This window comes from Pseudodesulfovibrio senegalensis (genome assembly GCF_008830225.1).
Lineage (GTDB): Bacteria > Desulfobacterota > Desulfovibrionia > Desulfovibrionales > Desulfovibrionaceae > Pseudodesulfovibrio > Pseudodesulfovibrio senegalensis.
The window spans coordinates 1,161,815-1,175,781 of record NZ_WAIE01000001.1 but is presented as its reverse complement, the minus strand read 5'-3'; the positions used below and the strand labels follow the sequence as shown (position 1 = coordinate 1,175,781).

At 53.6% G+C, this 13,967-nt stretch carries 14 protein-coding genes; 6 read left to right on the top strand and 8 right to left on the bottom strand.

From position 1 onward, the window contains the following. Positions 1–7: 7 nt before the first annotated feature. The 4 genes from F8A88_RS05535 to cutA form a co-directional block, all read right to left on the bottom strand. On the bottom strand, positions 8–580 hold the full coding sequence (locus F8A88_RS05535; protein WP_151150071.1) for an adenylyl-sulfate kinase: 573 nt from the start codon (positions 578–580) through the stop codon (positions 8–10). Between the two features lie 2 nt (positions 581–582). Beyond that, positions 583–1,665 (bottom strand): phosphotransferase family protein, encoded by a 1,083-nt coding sequence (locus F8A88_RS05530; protein WP_151150070.1) that lies wholly within the window; start codon positions 1,663–1,665, stop codon positions 583–585. A gap of 29 nt (positions 1,666–1,694) precedes the next feature. Then, a complete protein-coding gene (locus F8A88_RS05525; RefSeq protein WP_151150069.1) occupies positions 1,695–2,627 on the bottom strand; it encodes a carbohydrate kinase family protein in 933 nt (310 codons plus the stop codon). Between the two features lie 79 nt (positions 2,628–2,706). Continuing rightward, positions 2,707–3,030, bottom strand: a complete 324-nt coding sequence (gene cutA, locus F8A88_RS05520; protein ID WP_151150068.1) for a divalent-cation tolerance protein CutA — start codon at positions 3,028–3,030, stop codon at positions 2,707–2,709. A gap of 140 nt (positions 3,031–3,170) precedes the next feature. On the opposite strand from cutA, the gene nth reads away from it, so the two are divergent. Together nth and tgt are read left to right on the top strand one after the other, a co-directional pair. After that, positions 3,171–3,806 carry an endonuclease III gene (gene nth / locus F8A88_RS05515; RefSeq protein ID WP_151150067.1) on the top strand — a complete coding sequence of 212 codons (636 nt, stop codon included), beginning with the start codon at positions 3,171–3,173 and terminating at the stop codon, positions 3,804–3,806. Next, on the top strand, positions 3,807–4,922 hold the full coding sequence (gene tgt, locus F8A88_RS05510) for a tRNA guanosine(34) transglycosylase Tgt (protein ID WP_151150066.1): 1,116 nt from the start codon (positions 3,807–3,809) through the stop codon (positions 4,920–4,922). A 36-nt stretch (positions 4,923–4,958) separates the two neighbouring features. Here the strand turns inward: tgt and F8A88_RS05505 are convergent, their stop codons facing one another. The 3 genes from F8A88_RS05505 to F8A88_RS05495 all read right to left on the bottom strand — a co-directional run bounded on the left by F8A88_RS05505 (position 4,959) and on the right by F8A88_RS05495 (position 10,421). Then, on the bottom strand, positions 4,959–6,359 hold the full coding sequence (locus F8A88_RS05505) for a YhjD/YihY/BrkB family envelope integrity protein (protein WP_151150065.1): 1,401 nt from the start codon (positions 6,357–6,359) through the stop codon (positions 4,959–4,961). Between the two features lie 71 nt (positions 6,360–6,430). Beyond that, complete coding sequence (locus tag F8A88_RS05500; RefSeq protein ID WP_151150064.1) at positions 6,431–9,541, bottom strand: AsmA family protein; 3,111 nt, start codon at positions 9,539–9,541, stop codon at positions 6,431–6,433. A gap of 19 nt (positions 9,542–9,560) precedes the next feature. Continuing rightward, a complete protein-coding gene (locus tag F8A88_RS05495) occupies positions 9,561–10,421 on the bottom strand; it encodes a damage-control phosphatase ARMT1 family protein (protein WP_151150063.1) in 861 nt (286 codons plus the stop codon). A gap of 285 nt (positions 10,422–10,706) precedes the next feature. Between F8A88_RS05495 and F8A88_RS05490 the strand changes: the two genes are divergently transcribed. From F8A88_RS05490 to F8A88_RS05475, 4 genes are read left to right on the top strand one after another with little or no spacing between them, the layout of a single operon-like run. Continuing rightward, positions 10,707–11,591, top strand: a complete 885-nt coding sequence (locus F8A88_RS05490) for a nucleotide-binding protein (RefSeq protein ID WP_151150062.1) — start codon at positions 10,707–10,709, stop codon at positions 11,589–11,591. Continuing rightward, positions 11,588–12,460: a 4Fe-4S binding protein gene (locus F8A88_RS05485; protein ID WP_151150061.1), complete on the top strand. Its 873-nt coding sequence runs from the start codon at positions 11,588–11,590 to the stop codon at positions 12,458–12,460. The genes F8A88_RS05490 and F8A88_RS05485 overlap by 4 nt, the downstream gene beginning before the upstream one ends. Before the next feature lie 2 nt (positions 12,461–12,462). After that, positions 12,463–12,828: a CGGC domain-containing protein gene (locus F8A88_RS05480; protein WP_151150060.1), complete on the top strand. Its 366-nt coding sequence runs from the start codon at positions 12,463–12,465 to the stop codon at positions 12,826–12,828. A 9-nt stretch (positions 12,829–12,837) separates the two neighbouring features. After that, the gene (locus tag F8A88_RS05475) at positions 12,838–13,083 is read left to right on the top strand and encodes an FmdB family zinc ribbon protein (protein ID WP_151150059.1); all 246 of its coding nucleotides are present in this window, start codon (positions 12,838–12,840) and stop codon (positions 13,081–13,083) included. A gap of 54 nt (positions 13,084–13,137) precedes the next feature. Here F8A88_RS05475 and F8A88_RS05470 read toward each other — a convergent pair whose 3' ends face one another. Further along, on the bottom strand, positions 13,138–13,965 hold the full coding sequence (locus F8A88_RS05470) for an LpxI family protein (RefSeq protein WP_151150058.1): 828 nt from the start codon (positions 13,963–13,965) through the stop codon (positions 13,138–13,140). Positions 13,966–13,967 lie beyond the last annotated feature (2 nt).

The following is a 13,967-nucleotide window of genomic DNA, read 5'->3' as shown; positions in this document are numbered from 1 at the left end:
ACACAACCTAAGCATTGTGAAGCCAGGTGTCCAGAAATGCCAACACCCTTTGGCAGGCTTCCTCCTTTGTTATTTCCCCATTTTCCAATACGAATTCCGCATTCGTGTTGTCCTCGAACTGCACATCCACGCCTATGACCTGTCCAAGACCCTTGAATTGTCGTCCGGTACGCTTACGCTCCAAAGCCTTTGCATACAGGTCGGCCATAACCTTCCCGGCAGGACGGGACGCTTCCCGCTCCATGGCCGTACGCACCGGACAACGCACCAACATTTCCGCAAACACGGGAATTTGTTTGCGCGCGGCCTCACGCATGGATCGTTTCGGCGCCGAGCCGTCCATGATCACCACATGCCCTTGCTCGACCAGTTGTGCCGCTTCACTTACGAAAAGATCATAAGCCTGCCTGCGCTCTTTGGTCGTATATTGCGGATTCGGGAAATAGGCCTTTCGGCGCGCATCCATTTCCAGATACCGCACGGGCAAGCCTCGCTGCTCCAACACCTGCGCCACGCACCGGGCAATGGAGCTTTTGCCGCTACCGGGCAGGCCCACGAACCATATGGCGCATCCGGCCATACCTACTCCATGTACCGGTTGATATTCTGCCAATCAAAAGTATCCTCTTCCAAAACGTTCTCCATGAAACGAAACAATCCGTATCGGGTCTCGTCGGAATGATCCGGATACCATTCCGGTGAAGCAATGACCAAACAGCGAAAAACAAAAAACGGGGCAATGACTTCAAGCACCTGTTCATCGCCTGTCGTTTCCAGATATTCCGAAAAATAGGCCATATACAGACGTTCAAAGGCTCCACCAAGCTTGCCGTGCGTCCCCAGGCTCCACAACAGGTAGTTCAGGGCCATGGTCGCAAGATCGCCTGCTGCCTCGCCCCACTCGCCCCGGCTGCGGTCCAGCACCGAAAACGAGCCGTCGTCATCAACCAGAACGTTCCATGGATGAAAATCGCCGTGCACTGCGCACAGCCGATCAGCATAGCCGCGCAATTTCCAACGCCAGTCGATCAACTTTTTTTCCAGAGCAATGAATCCGTCGTCAGGGTACAAGGCATATGGGTGAGGATATGCCTCGTCCACCAGCCCCAGGATGCACTCGCTGGCTCCAAGAAGGTTTCGTATTCTGCGGAAATAAAGATCGTCGTCCTTTTTCTTTTTGGCGTGCACTTCGGCAAGCCACGAACCGAAATCACGGGCCAACTGCTCGTCGCCGTCCTGCAGCCCGCTTTCGGCGATTCTGTTCAGATCAAGAAAATAGTCATGCCCGGAAAGCTTTTCATTGAGCATGAAAAACTCTTTGGGCTTGCGGATGGGATTGAAACGATTCGAACGGTCCACATATCCGAGGGCCAGCGGCTGGGCGTGACGCTTCATGCGCTTGGAGGTCTCGAACTGGAACATGAGAATGGCGGCACGGTCCCAATAAAACTGGTGTCCGTACTTGTCGCCCTTCATGGTGGAAAGCACGGCTTCACGAGGCTTGCCATGCACCAGAAAACGAATGAGCAGGGGTTTTCCGTAGCCGAAGCTCTTCATCCCCTGCTCATCAAGATTGCCGATGGATCCGACGCTTTCAAGTTTTGCGTCCTTTCCGAAAACCTGCCTGAGATAATCCTCGATGTTCTCCTTGTGCAATTTGATCACGCTGTCCTCCTTCGAGGAGCGTCGATCCGCTAGCCAAGGGGACCGTAATTCTCCTCGTACCGTTTGCAGAACTCGTCCCACGTGTATCCGTGTTCCTGAGTTCCACGCTTTTCAACGGAATAGGCTGCGCTCACCGCGCCCATGCGGCAGGCGGTCTCGATATCCTTTTCAAGGCAAAGTCCCTTGAGCAGTCCGGCTCGGAACGCGTCTCCTGCTCCGGTGGGATCAACCACCTCGGCGGCCTTTGCCGCAGGAATTGCGACTTCGCCTTCCTTGGTCACAATCTGGCAACCCTTTTCGCCAAGCGTGGTCACCAGCATGCCGACCTTGTCCAGCAACTGCTCACGGGAAAGTCCGGTATCGTTCATGACCATCTGCAACTCATAGTCATTTGTGATGAGCATGAACGCGCCGTCCAGCGCCTTTCCCAGCCTTTCCCCTCCCAGAGTGGTTATCTGCTGGCCCGGATCGAAAATGAACCGGATGCCTTTTTCACGATAATACTCCGGATGTCCGACCATGTCCTCCACATTGCCCGGAGAAATGATGGCCAGGGAATTATTATCAATATTCGACATGTCATACGCGCAGGAATGACACATGGCCCCGGGGTTGAAGCCCGTGATCTGGTTGTCGGACATGTCTGTAGTAATATATGCACCCGCAGTATGCTCATGGTCAATGGTGCGAATGCCTTCAACCGGCAACCCGTGTTTTTGCAGCCATTCGTCGTACAGGGCGAAATCCTTGCCTACCTGGCTGAGAATCACGGGCTTTTCACCCATCAACGCCATGCTGTAGGCAATGTTTCCGGCTGTTCCTCCGAACTTTTCATCCAGTCCGTTGACCACGAAGCAGACATTGAGAATATGAATCTTGTCCGGCAGGATGTGGTCTGAAAACTTGCCGGGAAACGTCATGATGCGGTCAAAGGCCAAAGAGCCGGTAACGTATACTTTCACGAATTCCTCCTGAGGTATTGAGTGGCGAAAAGGTACGGCCATCGTGTCGCCCTGTCAAATACCGAAAGAAAAAATCGTGTTACTCACCGACTTGCGCATGGATCCAGTGCAAAAAAGGCCCATGCCCGTCCACGACAGGAAAACTCATCACGCACGGGACTTCGTTTTCATGCAACTCAACAATCATCTCCAGTGCCCTCTTGGCCGCTTTACGGGTTGTCTTCACCAGCAGTACGGCTTCGTGCCCAACTTCAATTTTTTCCTTCCAGCGATATACCGACCGCATGCCGCCCAGGATGTTGACACAAGCGGCAAGACGTTTTGCAACCAACACCCTGCCCATACGTTCTGCATCCTGCACATCCTTGGCCGTCACATATAAAACCGTTTCCTCGTACTGCATACGATTTTCCCTCCATGCTTTTTGCGAACAACATACGTTCATACACTCCCACAAACGCGTACACGCCTGCAATTATGGCTTGAGAGTCGTCAATACCAATGCTAACGGATACGCCGAGTCAACAGCGAGGTCGAATCATCATGAACAAAAAGGAACGGGCTCTGGAAATCTATTCCAGACTGGCCAAGCGATATCCTGCCCCTGAACCGGCTCTGGACTGGACCAACGCCTGGGAATTGCTGGTGGCAACCGTACTTGCCGCCCAGTGTACGGACGAGCGGGTCAACAAGGTGACCCCGGCTCTGTTCAAACGCTGGCCGAGCATCAGCGACATGGCCGCTGCCGACATTGCAGAACTGGAAGAGGCGGTGCGTTCAACCGGTTTTTTCCGCAACAAGGCAAAGAATCTGAAAAACGCTGCCGCGCGAATCATGGACGTTTTTGACGGCACGGTTCCTTCGACCATGAGCGACCTGATTTCTCTTCCCGGCGTGGCGCGCAAGACAGCCAACATCGTGCTTTCCAACGCCTACGGCATCCATGAAGGAATTGCCGTTGATACGCACGTGAAGCGGCTCACGTACCGAATGGGACTGACCAAAAATACGGACCCCGTCCGCATAGAAAAAGACCTGATGCCGCTTTATCCCCGCGAGACATGGGGCGATGTAAACCATTTCCTCGTCTACTACGGGCGCGAGGTCTGCAATGCCCGCTCTCCCCGTTGCGGAGAATGCGAACTGGCGGACATTTGTCCGAAACATGGAGTTGATTGAATGACCAAACCCGGCACTTTCGTTGTGCACGCCACGGACGGCAATGCCCGCCGCGGCACGTTAAGCACGGCTCACGGCGACATACAAACCCCGATTTTCATGCCTGTTGGCACGCAGGGAACCGTCAAGAGCCTCAGTCCGCAGGATCTTGAAGAGATGAATGCCCAAATCATTCTCGGCAACACCTACCACCTCTATCTGCGTCCCGGAGACGAACTGGTTGCGCGACGAGGCGGACTGCACAAATTTTCCAACTGGAATCGGCCCATCCTCACGGACAGCGGTGGATTTCAGGTCTTCAGCCTCAAGGGGATACGCAAACTCAGTGAGGAAGGCGTGGAATTCCGTTCATATATCGACGGCTCCAAGCATTTCTTCTCTCCGGAAAAAGCCATTGAAATCCAAATGAATCTCGGTTCTGACATAATGATGGTTCTGGATGAGTGCGTGGGGTACGGGGCGGACCGGGGCTATACGGAGAAAAGTCTCGAAATGACCACCCGCTGGGCCAAACGGTGCCGCGAACGGTATCCGGCCGGAAGCGGAGACCAACTCATGTTCGGGATCGTGCAAGGCGGATTTTTCAAGGATCTGCGCACCCGCAGTGCAGAACAGCTGTGCTCTCTGCCCTTTGAGGGGTTCGCCATCGGCGGCCTTTCCGTGGGGGAATCAATACCGGAAATGTACGAACAGGTGCACCACACGGCACCGCTTCTGCCCGCGGAAAAGCCCCGCTATCTCATGGGGGTGGGCACTCCGCTGGACCTTCTGGAAGCAGTGTCCGCAGGCGTGGACATGCTCGACTGCGTATTGCCTTCGCGCAATGCCAGAAACGGCACCCTGTTCACCTCACAAGGCAAGATCAACATCAAGAAGGCCGCCTACAAGGAAGACGACAGCCCGCTGGATCCCAATTGTAATTGCTACACCTGCCGCAATTTTTCCAAGGCCTATCTGCGGCATCTGTATATGTCCAAGGAGCTGCTTTCCTACAGGCTCAACACCTATCACAACCTGTATTTCTACCTCGACCTCATGCAGCAGGTACGCGATTCCATTGAAAACGGAACCTTTGCGCAGCTCAAAGCCCGCTACGAAGACGCCTACGCGGCATAGACATCATATCAGGAATATACACGGCGCAGGCAGGATTCAGTCCTTGGCCTGCGCCGTTTTTTCGCAATTGAATTCCTTGTCGGGCCCGGCATAGACATCGGGCAGCAAGTCCGCACATTCCAGCAAAGTCAGGTTGGATTGGCTGCTTCTGACGGATTCGCCCAGCCCTCCGAACGTATCGTCGATGAACGAAAAACGTTTGTCGAAAACACCTCCGGTCTTGCCGCCTCCATCGCTGTTGACCACGCTGATGACTTCAACCACACGTATGTCGCGCAGCTCCCGTGCCGGGGCATATATCTCGCATTCGGGATTATCCGTGCGTACAGTCAAACCGGCCTTGTGCATGACATCGAAGAGGTCGGAAATCAACGGGGCCGGGGCCATGAGCCTGTCCGAGATTTCTTCCACCGAGGGCAACGCCTCTCCGCGGCTGAAACGACGTGCCAGAAAACTCATCATGAGCACGGCTATCTTTTGACGCTCCAAAGCGCTGGCCTTGCCAAAAAAGCGCTGTTTGACGAACGAATTGACGTTTTGCCAGGCGTAGCTTGACTCACACCCAAGCAGAACCACAACCCAACTGATGTATATCCACATGAGCAGGAGCGGAAACTGGGCAAAACTGCCGTAAATGGCGTTGTATTTGGCCGCGCCGATCTGCCAGTTGATGTAGATCCATTGGGCCACCTGCCACAGCGAACCGCCAAGCACACCGCCCAAGAGCGCGCTGGACAGCCTGACGCTGGTGTTGGGAATGAAAATATACAGGAAGGCGAAGGCAACAACGATAAGCAGCAGCGGCGCCAGCTTCAACAAAAGCGCCTCCATGTAGCCGATGGCCGAAATGCTCAGCAACCGGGTGATCATTTCCTGCTTCTGGAGACTGACGTTGAAACTGGACGCCACCAGCAAAATAATTGGACAGATGAAAATCACCGGGAAAAAATCCGACACCTTGCGCCACGCTGTCCGGCCTCGCTGCACGTTCCAGATGGTATTGAAGGCCTTTTCCACGGTGCCGACCAATGAAAACACGGTAAAGAGCAAGGTCGCGATACCGATCCAGCCAAGGGTCTGCACGTTGGTTCTGTCAATGTACTGAATTATTTTTTCAGCGACGATGGTGTTGCCCGTCGTCATCTTGAGAATCATGGTCTTCATGAAATTCGAGTTCTGAACCCCGAACCCTTTGGAAATGGAAAAGGCAACGGCCAGAAACGGCACAATGGAAAGAATGGTGGTAAAGGTCAGTGCTGCCGCACGAATGATGCATTGGTCCTGAAAGAAACCGTAGAACGTCAGGTACCCCCAACGGGCAACCCCTTTTGCCATGCGCAAAGGCCGTGGCGTTTCCGGGGTATCGCGCACCCAGATTCCCTGGGACAACTGGTGTTTCAACTGATCGGAAGACTGCTTCATCCTTGCTGCGCTCATGCGTCACATCCCCTGCTGTGCAAACAATTCGTGATTCAACTGCCTTGGCGGGCAGATAAGCACATATCGGCCTAAAAGAACAAGTCCCGCAAAAATCGGAAGGACCGCTGCGGCAGTCCGAAGATATTCTTGATGGTGTCGGTCACGATCTTGCCGCCCGGCATTTTCACCTCCGGGTCCTCAATATGGCCGACAATATGCACGGTCACACTCGGCACCGCAACAAAATCCGCCTTGACGCTCAGGTCAATCGTTTCTTCGGACGGACTGAACCCGCCACTGCCCGAACAGTGCATGATGGATGAATCAACATCCAAATCATCCAGATGAAAATATCCTTTGCTGATTGTCCATTCAGACGTTGCGGACCGAAACGCCGTCCGCCTGCGAATGGCCTCGGCCTGCTTTTCGGTCGCCGGGGGCTTTTTTTCGCCCCAGTTGGTGAACTTGAACGATCCCTTGCCTATCTTCAAATCAATACTTCCATCCAGATTAGCCACTATGTCGTCATCAGTTCTGCCCGTTGATCGCAGCAGAATATCGGCATCGGTCACACCGCGAACATAGTCTCGTCCGGCCACGTCCTTGAGCATGGGACCGGCCTCAAAGGATTTGAGTTTGAGATCGACGGCGGTTTCAAGGTGCTTTTCAAACACCTTTCCGGTCCACTCTCCGTCGGCAGTTCCTCCATAAAAATCGCTCTTGGCCGAAGAGACAGAAATAACACCCCTCTCCGCGCTCACCACGGCACTAAGATTTGACAGGCGTACATCTTCAAGAACGAATTCTTCAATGGACACGGGACCGTGCAGGTTCAACCAACGCAAAGTCTCGAGGGGCAGGTCTACGGGCGGGGCATCCTCATCAATCCCGGCACGCAACTTCTTGATATCGGCCTTGCGGTCCGGAGGAAGGTATCGGTCCAAATCTATCTTGCCCGCCTTCAGATCAAAATCAAATCTCGGGTGAGAAGCCAACGTCATGGACAATTTCCCGGAAACAGGAGTGCCGTCCACGTCGATTTTTACGTCGCCGAAGGAAAGCGCCTTGTTTTCAATGGAAAACGCCCCCTGCAACGACAGGGCCCTCAAGGCGCTGTCGTCAGCCATGCGGTATACATCAATGCCGCTGTCCTCGAGTATTCTCTTGAGATCGGTTTTTGCCACAACAACCTTTCCCTTGCAGTGCACAAGCTCGTCGAAAGGCTTGGTTACGACAATAGAGCCCGTGGCCGAACTTCCGTAAGCAGACACGGCAACATCAGCCAAACGAACCGTATGCAAATCCTTGTCCCAGGAAATCATTGCCGAAGTCGCAGCAGGAACTGCGGCCGCCGGAAGCTCAAATCCGGAATCAGCAAAGTCCGTCCGCACCCCACTTGACCGGACGGTCTGAAAGTCCTTGTCCACAATCAACGGTCCCTGCAACGAGGCCTTGAGTTGTTGGGCATCCCTTTTGCCGAGGGCCAAAAAATGCCCGGTTGTTTCAAAGGTGAACCCCGGAGCATTGCCTTTGCTGCCCACCAAGGCTCCCTTTGCGGAAAATTCCCTGAAATGCCTCTTGAGGCCGGATTTATGCAGATGCAGCAAAACAGATGGGGAATACACGGTGTATTGCAGGCGAGACTGACGCAAAGCATCAGCAGACTCGCTGTCGGGCGAACATGTGGCATGGTTCATGGAAAAACGCATTTCCGCATTAGCCGTACTCTCAACCTCTCCCCATTCGCCTCTGGCAAAGGGCATTGCATTGGAACGCATGCTCATTCCCTGTGCAGACACGGCAAGGGTCATATCCGGCGCGGTACTCTTTCCGGAGATCACGGCGTCCATTTTTGCATGCAGCCGCCCGTCGTACACCGTGGTCTTTGCCTCGGCATGAACGGTGCCGTCGGACGCATCCAGTGTTGCCGCAACGTCTGAAAAGACCGTATCCACGGCGGAAAAACGCTGAATGGCAAGTTTTCCCCGGGCATTGAGAGTCTTCCAGAACGGCAGGGAAAAGTCGCCCCAGACAAAAGGCGTTCCCGTCCGGAAAAGCGGCAGATACCGATCCAGGTCAACATGTGGTGCAACAAGATCAAAGGAATACCGAGGACGGTTGAAATCATGAAGCGCCACCACTCCGGACAGGGAAAGGGTATCCAGCGTACTTTTTTGTATATGTAGCGAAACCCCGTCCTTATCTGCATTCATGGCGATTTCGCCATGCACTGCGCCAATTTCCCCCAACGATTTCAAGGAACGCGTCAGGCCGAAGGAACGCAGAACCGGGACCGGATCAAACGGTTCGACATGGATGCTCCCGGTTGCGTTGAAATCCTCCAGCAAATGGTGGACTGTGATTTGTCCTGCCATGTCCACCGTGGCCATCCGCACATGAAAATCCTTGAGCCAGAGCGTTCCGTCATTAGCATTATAGGCAATGGTGGCCACGCCTTTGAGCGGCTTCCCGGATGGAAGCTTGCCGCCTGTGGCGTCAAATTCAAGGACGGTTTTTTCAAATAATTTCCCCGGAGTGGAAAAATCCGTATGCAACAAGCCGGACAACGCCGCATGTACCTTGAAATTTTCATGCTGCCTTCGGAACACGCCCTCAAGCGTCACGCCCACGGAATCACCCGGAGCAAATGCACCCAGATGGGCTGAAAGCCCCTTGAGTGTGAGGTTTTCACCTGTCACGGCATCATTGAAATGCAATTCGGCGTTCTCAATCTCAACACCATGAATGAAAATGCTTGAAAACCATGACAAGCTTTCGGTTTCACTTTTGTAGTCGAAATTGAAATCATCCCAGTTGACCCGGGAATCCTTGGAACGCATCAAATACACATGCATGCCGTCAACAAGTACGGTGCGTATCACCAATTTGCGCGAAAAAAGAGGGATAAGCCGCACACCCACAGAAACGTCCTGCATGTGAACAAACGATTCCCTCGCAAATCCGGGCTCATTGGCAACGGAAAGGTCATATGCCCGCAGGCCGAGCCACGGATAAAAGGCTATATCCAGCTCGCCGTTCAAGACAACCTCGCGTCCAACGGCACTGCTCAGCGCAGATGTGAAATCGTTGCGGAATTCCTTTGAATCAATATATTCGGACAACCATACCAAGAGCAGAACAGCCGAAAGAATCAGGCCGCACATGAAGGCAAATGCTATTTTGCCGAACGTCTTAAACATGGTTTGTCAGATTCTCCGGTTAAAGCTTCGGAGCCGTTCCGAACATGGATTGCCCGACATCAAGTCCTGTATGCCCCGCAATTTTAGGGCATTTGACCTTGAAGGCAAAATAGACAGGACCGTCCCATTGTTCGTACAGGGCCTCGAAATTGCCCTGCCCTTTGCTGAGGATCACATCCGCCTGCTCCATACGCTCCAGAAAGCCGGGACGACAACGATCCAAGACTGTGCCGGGGGTATCCACACCGCTATCAATCACAGTACACAACTCTGTCATGCCCACTTTTTCAGCGTCTTCCAAGGTTGCGTCGTTCAGCACCGGGGTGCCGCGGACAACATATGTCACATTACAATCACGGGATTGTAATTCGCGTACAAGCAATGTGTCCAATACGATTTCACCGGCGTTGTCTCCGAGAATCAAAACATCGGCTCCGGGAACAGCAGCGTCCAGAAAGGACTGCACGGTTACAGGGTCCAGGGTCTCGGCCATGGTTTGCAGTTCCTCGCGCCAGTCATGAGCCACCTCAACCCCGCGGTCAATGAAATTTCCGATTATGGCAAGTTCCAAAGCCGTAAGCATGGGACTCCTGCTTTTCTCAACCAATGCCTGTAAATCCGGCAACATAGAAAGTATCTGTTGGTTGGTCATGTCTTTATCTTCAGCATACAGGTCGCCACACCCGGTCATCTCGCAAACAAGACCGGACAATTCACGCACGATGGCCGGAGGGGAAAGCGTCAGATCAAGTTCGGCCATTTTGGCACACCAGGCGGACACCACTGCCAACTGAAGATTTTCATCTTCGGGACACGCCTGCCTGACCGACCGTATGGCCAGCTTCATGAAACAGGGCAGGCAATCAAGAGAACTCTTCATATAAATTCCTTATAGTATCAATTTAACGTCACGACATTTCAAACATTTATGACCACGAGAATCAACTGCGCACTTTGCGCCCGACAAAAGAGCGAGCCCGGCGCACAATACGCCATAAGAAACAGCTCTCTCAAACAATATACTGAAAAAGCGCATCTTTTTTTTGGCACACCCATTGCTTCACGCATTCGAAGCACCTATGTTATGGATGCATCCTGCCCCGAATAAACGGCCAGGATTGAGACCGGATGTGCAAAAACCTGAACGAACAGGATCTGAATATCAATGCAAATAGCCATAGCAAGCGGCAAAGGCGGCACGGGCAAAACAACCGTTGCCACCAATCTGGCCGCGTATTTCGATCAACAAGGCAAGAGCGTTTCTTTTCTCGACTGTGACGTCGAAGAACCGAACGCCCACTTTTTTCTCACCCCAGAATGGACCGACGAGCGTCTTGAGACGGTCCCTGTACCGGATATCGATACAGATGCATGCATTGGCGAAGAATGCAGAAAATGCATTGAGTTGTGCCGTTTCAAGGCGTTGATATGGATGGTCGACTCTGTCATGGCCTTTTCGGAATTATGCCATGGTTGCGGACTGTGCGATCTGGCCTGCCCTGCCGGAGCCATCATCGAATCACATCGCGAACTCGGAACTTCGGTACGCGGCACCAAAGGCAACATCATTTTCCATAGGGGCCTGCTCCGTATCGGCGAGGCAATGGCGCCCCCACTCATCAAAAAGGTCAAGGCACGCAGTCTTGCCGAAGCGGGGTCTCCGGACATAAGGATTCTGGACTGTCCCCCGGGCGCCACCTGCCCGGTTGTCGAATCGCTGGAAGGTACGGACTTTGCCGTTCTTGTCACCGAACCGACTCCGTTTGGACTCAATGACTTGAAAATTGCGGTAAACCTTCTCCGGAAACTCGAAATTCCTTTTGGAGTGGTCATCAACCGTGCAGGCATGGGCGATGACGAAGTGGAAAAATATCTGGAAAAGGAATCCATCAATCTTCTGGGAAGCCTGCCCCACAGCCTTGAGGCAGCATCCGCCTATTCCCAGGGCAAACTGCTTGTGGAAGCCCTCCCGGAATATCGCGAACAAATAGAATCCATCGCCAAGGCTATTGAAATGGAAGTCAACGCAGCCCGTGGAGGTGCCGCATGAAACAGCTTGTTGTGATCAGCGGCAAGGGAGGCACCGGCAAAACATCCATCACGGCCGCACTTGCCGGATTCGGTCCCAAAAAAGTCCTTGCGGATTGCGATGTCGATGCAGCCGACCTGCATCTGGTTCTGCACCCCAAGAAATTGGAAAGCATTGATTTCTACAGCGGGCAGTTGGCCACCATCGACCCGGACCTGTGCATCCAGTGCGGCATCTGCGCAGACCATTGCCGGTTTGATGCCATTTCCCGCGACTTCTCTATCATCAAGGAGCATTGCGAAGGGTGCGGCGTGTGCGAATTCGTCTGCCCGCAAGGCGCGGCCATAATGGAAGAACGCATGTGCGGCTATCAGTATGTTTCCGAAACCCGATTCGGCACCATGGTACATGCCGAACTGGGCATCGGCGAGGAAAATTCGGGAAAACTCGTTACTTCCGTTCGCAAACGGGCAAAAGAGATCGCCGAGGAACAGGGAGCGGAAATGGTGATCGTGGACGGTTCTCCCGGTGTGGGGTGTCCGGTGATCGCCTCACTGTCGGACGTGGACGCCTGTCTTCTGGTGGCCGAGCCCACTGTTTCCGCCGTACATGATGTTAAACGGGTTCACGAGTTGACAACCCACTTCAAGATTCCCTGCGTTGCCGTGATCAACAAATGTGGAGTCAATCCGGACCTGGAAAATGAACTCAGGGAATTCTGCAAGGAATCCAATGTTCCGGTTCTGGGGTCACTCGCCTACGATACGGCATTCACTGAAGCGCAGATTCATGGACAAACCGTTGCGGAATACGCTCCGGACGGGCTTGGAAAGGATATTGCCGGCATGTGGGGTCGACTCGCTCAATACCTTGAGATCAGTGGAGAATAGTGATGGAAAAGATACTCATCATTGGTTGCAAAAACACCATGGACGACATCTGCATCGGGTGTTCCCGGTGCTTTGTTGGATTCAACAAGCGCGAAGGAGAGTTTGCCCGTTACAAGGATACCGATGCTGAGATAATGGGCTTGCTCAACTGCGGCGGCTGTCCCGGAGCGGGAATCGTCACCCGCCTTGCACAGGTAAAGCTCTGGAATGCGCCCATGGATGAAAAACCCACGAAGATCCACATCGCTCCGTGTGTTTTCCAACACTGTCCGCACAAGGATGATATGATTCGCAAAATAAGGGCCAAGGCCGGGGTGGAAGTCATTGAAGGAACGCATCCCTACATGCCGGAAAACATCTTCGCCTGAGGTGGCAGCATGCCCATTTTTGAATATCGTTGCCATAAATGCGAACACGTATTCGAAGAAATAGCCTCGTTCGAAAACAAGCCGCCATGTCCGGCATGCGGTTCTTCAAACACGGAAAAGTTGCTCTCCCCCACCTCTTCATTGACAGGCAGGGAAACACCAGCATTTCCGGATGGCGCCGGCCATGGGTGCTGCGGTTCCACACCGGGCAAAAACGGATGCGTACCCGGAACATGCTGTGGCAAAAATCAATAAAAGAAAAGGGGGCCAAAAGGCCCCCTTTTCTTTTATATCGTCACTCAAAAACAATCAGATGTCTTCGGGACGCAGACCGACAATAGCCATTCCGGCTTCATCCGCTAGGCGCGTTGCATCATCCCGATCGAAAAACAAACTCTTCCCGGCTTCGTAGCCAAGACAACTGGCCCCGCCCTCGATCATTATCTTCAGGGTATCAAGCCCAAGGCTCGGCAAATCGACTCGCACGTCCTGCCCCGGCTTGAACACCTTGACCACGACACACTCCTTGCCACCATAACGACAACCGCGCCGTATGGTTTCGTCCGTGCCTTCCAGGGCCTCCACGGCCGCAACAATTCCCTCACGCACAACAACACACTGACCTATGTCCATGCGCCCCAATTCCTTGCCCAGCTTCCAGGCAAATCGAAGATCTTCCCACTCCCGTTCACTGGGTTCGCGGCGGGTCATGATGCCTGCCGGAGACAACAACTCGGGAACAAGCTCGTGGGCTTGTGCCACAGGCATTCCTTCTGCCTCAAACTCGGCGGCGAGAGCGCCGAGGATGGCAGCATCCCCCTTGTCCTTGCGTTTGAAAACCAACTTTATGGCCCGCATGTCCAGATGCCGGACATCCATGATCTTGGGTTTGTCGATGGTTCCGGCCATGACAACCTTGGACACACCGTTTTCCTTGAAATACTTGATCAGCTTGTTGAGCTTGCCCAGCTTGAGCTCCTTCCACACATCGGCATACGCGGCCACTTCCATGTTGGAATGACCGGTGAATCCGGCCACGACCAGCTTGTGGCCATGCTCTTTCACGCCCTTGGCCACAAGCAGCGGAAACTGCCTGCCGCCTGCGACAAGGCCGATTACCGTGGAATCACCCTGCATAA

What these genes read in the sequence shown, in the direction of transcription:
- F8A88_RS05535 (WP_151150071.1), bottom strand. Translation starts at nt 580, where the DNA reads ATGGCCGGATGCGCCATATGGTTCGTGGGCCTGCCCGGTAGCGGCAAA.
- cutA (WP_151150068.1), bottom strand. Translation starts at nt 3,030, where the DNA reads ATGCAGTACGAGGAAACGGTTTTATATGTGACGGCCAAGGATGTGCAG.
- nth (WP_151150067.1), top strand. Translation starts at nt 3,171, where the DNA reads ATGAACAAAAAGGAACGGGCTCTGGAAATCTATTCCAGACTGGCCAAG.
- tgt (WP_151150066.1), top strand. Translation starts at nt 3,807, where the DNA reads ATGACCAAACCCGGCACTTTCGTTGTGCACGCCACGGACGGCAATGCC.
- F8A88_RS05505 (WP_151150065.1), bottom strand. Translation starts at nt 6,359, where the DNA reads ATGAGCGCAGCAAGGATGAAGCAGTCTTCCGATCAGTTGAAACACCAG.
- F8A88_RS05500 (WP_151150064.1), bottom strand. Translation starts at nt 9,541, where the DNA reads ATGTTTAAGACGTTCGGCAAAATAGCATTTGCCTTCATGTGCGGCCTG.
- F8A88_RS05495 (WP_151150063.1), bottom strand. Translation starts at nt 10,421, where the DNA reads ATGAAGAGTTCTCTTGATTGCCTGCCCTGTTTCATGAAGCTGGCCATA.
- F8A88_RS05490 (WP_151150062.1), top strand. Translation starts at nt 10,707, where the DNA reads ATGCAAATAGCCATAGCAAGCGGCAAAGGCGGCACGGGCAAAACAACC.
- F8A88_RS05485 (WP_151150061.1), top strand. Translation starts at nt 11,588, where the DNA reads ATGAAACAGCTTGTTGTGATCAGCGGCAAGGGAGGCACCGGCAAAACA.
- F8A88_RS05480 (WP_151150060.1), top strand. Translation starts at nt 12,463, where the DNA reads ATGGAAAAGATACTCATCATTGGTTGCAAAAACACCATGGACGACATC.
- F8A88_RS05475 (WP_151150059.1), top strand. Translation starts at nt 12,838, where the DNA reads ATGCCCATTTTTGAATATCGTTGCCATAAATGCGAACACGTATTCGAA.
- F8A88_RS05470 (WP_151150058.1), bottom strand. Translation starts at nt 13,965, where the DNA reads ATGCAGGGTGATTCCACGGTAATCGGCCTTGTCGCAGGCGGCAGGCAG.